We start from the raw sequence: 3,713 nt of genomic DNA on the forward strand, positions 1-3,713 counted from the left end.
ACGCTGGACGCCCGCAGCATGATGATGCGGGCCTCGCGCTCGGTCGTGGGATAATCGATCCAGTGATAGACGCAGCGGCGGCGCAGCGCCTCGTGCAGGTCGCGGGTGCGGTTCGAAGTCAGGATCACCACCGGCCGCTCGGCCGCGCGCACGGTGCCGCGCTCGGGGATCGATATCTGGAAGTCGGAGAGGAATTCGAGCAGGAACGCCTCGAATTCCTGATCGGCGCGATCGATCTCGTCGATCAGCAGCACGGTGGAATCAGGCGAACGCAAGCTTGCAAGCATCGGCCGCTCGATCAGGAAAGACTCGCCATAGATGTCGATCGACTGCTCGCCGGCCTGCCGGATCGCCAGCATCTGGCGCGGATAGTTCCACTCATAGAGCGCGGCGGACGCGTCGATGCCTTCATAGCATTGCAGCCGGATCAGGCGGCGGCCGAGCACCGCAGCGACCGCTTTCGCCGCCTCAGTCTTGCCGACGCCCGGCGCGCCTTCGAGCAGCAGCGGCTTGCCGAGCGCCAGTCCGAGATAGGCCGCGGTCGCAAGGCCCTCATCGGCGAGGTAATAGGCCGAGCGCAGCGCCCGCTCCAGCGCCTCCGGACTATCGATGCCGACGATGTTGCTGCGGACCGCCATGTCGCCTCACCGTCGCGGTTGCGGCCGGGCGCCGCCCTGCGCCTTGATGGCGCGCAACACCTTCTCCGGCGTGATCGGCAATTCATCGATGCGCACGCCGACCGCATTGAAGATGGCATTCGCCACCGCCGGCAGCACCGGATTGGCGCACATCTCGCCCGGCCCCTTGGCGCCAAACGGGCCGTCGGCCGCGGGGCGCTCCAGCACTGCGATGTCGTGCGGGCAGATGTCACCCGGTCCCGGCATAAGATATTCGACGAAGTCGCGCGGGCCGTGCGCGGGATTGGGATAATACGGCTCCGGCGTTTCGTAGAGCGCGTGGCTGACGCCCATCCAGGCGCCGCCGACCAGCTGCTGCTCGACCAGCCGCGGGTTGAGCGCGCGCCCGAGCTCATAAGCGCTGTCCATCCGCACCATGTCGACCTCGCCGGTCTCGTCATCGACCTCGACCTCGGCCACCAGGCAGGCATGCGCGTAACACGTCGCCGGCGACATCTCGCCAGTCTCGGGATCGACATCCGACAGCGGCACCAGGAAAATGCCACGGCCCGAGATGGTGCGCCCCTGCTTGAACTGCGCTGCGATCGCGACGTCCTTGGTCGACATCGCGCGATGCGGCGCACCCTTGACGTGGATGTTGCCGCGGCCGTCGGTTTCGAGATCGGTGGCATTGACCTCCAGCTCCTCGGCGGCCGCCTCCATCATCACGCCGCGCGCCTCGCGCGCCGCTGCCATCACCGCGTTGCCGACACGGTGCGTTCCACGAGAAGCAAACGAGCCCATGCAATGCGGACCGGTGTCGGAATCGGCGGTGTCGACATAGACATCCTCGACGGGAACGCCGAGCGTCTCGGCGCAGATCTGCCGCGTCACCGACTTCATGCCCTGGCCGAGATCGATCGACGACAGCGCCACCGTGAACTTGCCGCTCGGATTGGAATGCACCAGCGCCTGGCTCGGGTCGCCGCCGAGATTCATGCCGATCGGATAGTTGATCGAGGCAATGCCGCGTCCGTGATGCCTAGTCATCTCAGCGCCTCCTGGTGCCGAATACGGAGGAGAAACGGGTGGCGCCATGCGACGGTGCCGCCGGTTGTGGCGGTGGGGGCGCAACAGGCGGCGGCGACGGCGCTACCGGCCGCTGGTCGTGTGCGGGCACAGTGAGTCCGCGGTCGTAGCTGGTGCGCTGCTGCGCCGGCGCTGCGCGTGGCGCGACGGACTCGCGCGGCGTCGGCGAAATTTCCGCTCTGATACCGCCGCCATCCTTGCGCGATGACATGCGCTTGAACTCCTCGCGCAGCGGCCACTTGGCCTTCTCGGCCGCGACCTGCACGCATTCGATCAGCGCGGTGTTCTTGGCCTCGCGCCGATGCGCCTTCATGTCGCCGTCGCGATAGGCATTGATGAGGCGGAACTCCATCGGATCGATGCCGGTGAGATGCGCCAGCTTGTCCATCTGGCATTCGATCGCAAAATCCATGCCGGTGACGCCGAAGCCGCGCATCGCCGTCGCCGGCGTACGGTTGGTGAACACGCAATAGATGTCACCATAGACGTTCGGGATCGTATACGGCCCCGGCAGATGCGCGGCGCATTTCACCACCGCGTAGCTCGACAGCCGCGTATAGGCGCCGCTATCGAAATAGCAGCGGACCTGGCGGGCCGTGATGTGGCCGTCGCGCCTGACGCCATCCTTGATGTAGATGCGCTCGGCACCGCGCGGCGGGCCGTATTGCATCTCCTCCTCGCGGCCAAAGAGATAGCGCACCGGGCGCCCGGTCAGCATCGCGCCGAGGATCGCGAGCGGCTCGGTCAGCGTGTCGACCTTACCGCCGAAGCCGCCGCCGACGGTGCCGCCGATGAAATGGAAGGTGTTGGAGGGAACGTCGAGGATCTTGGCGCAGGTGTCGAGAGAGAAGAACAGCGCCTGGGTCGATGTGTAGACCACATAGCGGCCATTGGTGTCGGGTGCCGCGATCGAGCCGTTGGTCTCGGTCGGCGCGTGCTCGATCGGTGACATCTGGTAGCGCTGCTCCAGCACATGATCGGCTTCGGCAAAGCCGCGCTCGACATCGCCGAAGCGCAGCTTCTGGTGATCATATTTGTCGTGGTACGTAAAGGTGTTCTTCGGATAGGTCTCGTTGACGACGGGGGCGCCGGACCGCAGCGCCTCCTCGACATCGAACACGGCGGTGAGCGGCTCGTAATCAACCCGGATCTTCGCAATCGCCTCATAGGCCTCGCGCGGGCTGTCGGCGACCACGGCCACGATCGGCTCGCCCTTGTAGCGCACCTTGTCGACCGCCAGCGACGGCTCGTCATCCCTGCCGAAATTAATCAGGCTCAGCAGCGTATTGAGATTACGCGGCACGTCGCTGCCCTTGATGATCCGGCGCACGCCCGGCGCGCGCTCCGCCTCGGCGGTGTCGATGCGCCTGATGCGGGCATGCGGATGCGCGCTGCGCAGCACCTTCAAATTCAGCATGCCCTGCAGCTTATGATCGTCGAAATAGGTCGAGGCGCCAGTGACGTGGCCGAGCATGTCCTGACGCTGCGTGCCCTTGCCGATTTCATTTAAATTATCGTCACGCTCGTCGGCGAAGATGTCCTTGCGCAATTCCAGCATGGCGATGTCCTTCAGGCGCGGGCGCGCGACGCGGAGGCCGCGGCCAGCACGGCATTGATGATCGGCTCATAGCCGGTGCAGCGGCAGATATTGCCGGAGATCGCCTCCACCACCTCTGCGCGGCTCGGCTGCGGATTGTGATCGAGCAGCGCCTTGGCGGCCATCAGCATGCCCGGCGTGCAGTAGCCGCATTGCGCGGCGAAATTCTCAGCAAAGGCGCGCTGCAGCGGATGCAGGTTGGGCCCGTCCTTCAACCCGTCGAGCGTCTCGACCGAGCGGCCCGCGACCGTCTCGGCGAGCGTCAGGCAGGACAGATGCAATTCGCCGTCGATCAGCACCGAGCAGGCGCCGCAGCCACCCTGGCCGCAGCCGAATTTCGGCGTCATGTCACCGATCAGTTCGCGCAGCGCCACCAGCAAATTGACACCGCCATCGACGAAGATCGCAAC

At 65.8% G+C, this 3,713-nt stretch carries 4 protein-coding genes; all 4 read right to left on the minus strand.

Going from position 1 to position 3,713, the window contains the following annotated elements; all coding sequences use genetic code 11:
- The coding region (locus WA702_RS01005) for an AAA family ATPase (protein WP_425108661.1) at positions 1 to 638 on the minus strand (638 nt) is incomplete at its 3' end.
- 6 nt (positions 639 to 644) lie between these two features.
- Positions 645 to 1,667, minus strand: coding sequence for a xanthine dehydrogenase family protein molybdopterin-binding subunit (locus WA702_RS01010; protein WP_425108662.1), 1,023 nt, complete (start codon positions 1,665 to 1,667; stop codon positions 645 to 647).
- 1 nt (position 1,668) lies between these two features.
- Complete coding sequence (locus WA702_RS01015; RefSeq protein WP_425108663.1) at positions 1,669 to 3,264, minus strand: xanthine dehydrogenase family protein molybdopterin-binding subunit; 1,596 nt, start codon at positions 3,262 to 3,264, stop codon at positions 1,669 to 1,671.
- A gap of 11 nt (positions 3,265 to 3,275) precedes the next feature.
- On the minus strand, positions 3,276 to 3,713 hold a 438-nt coding region (locus tag WA702_RS01020), incomplete at its 5' end, for a (2Fe-2S)-binding protein (RefSeq protein ID WP_425108664.1).

The organism is Bradyrhizobium sp. (assembly GCF_049798375.1).
GTDB lineage: Bacteria > Pseudomonadota > Alphaproteobacteria > Rhizobiales > Xanthobacteraceae > Bradyrhizobium.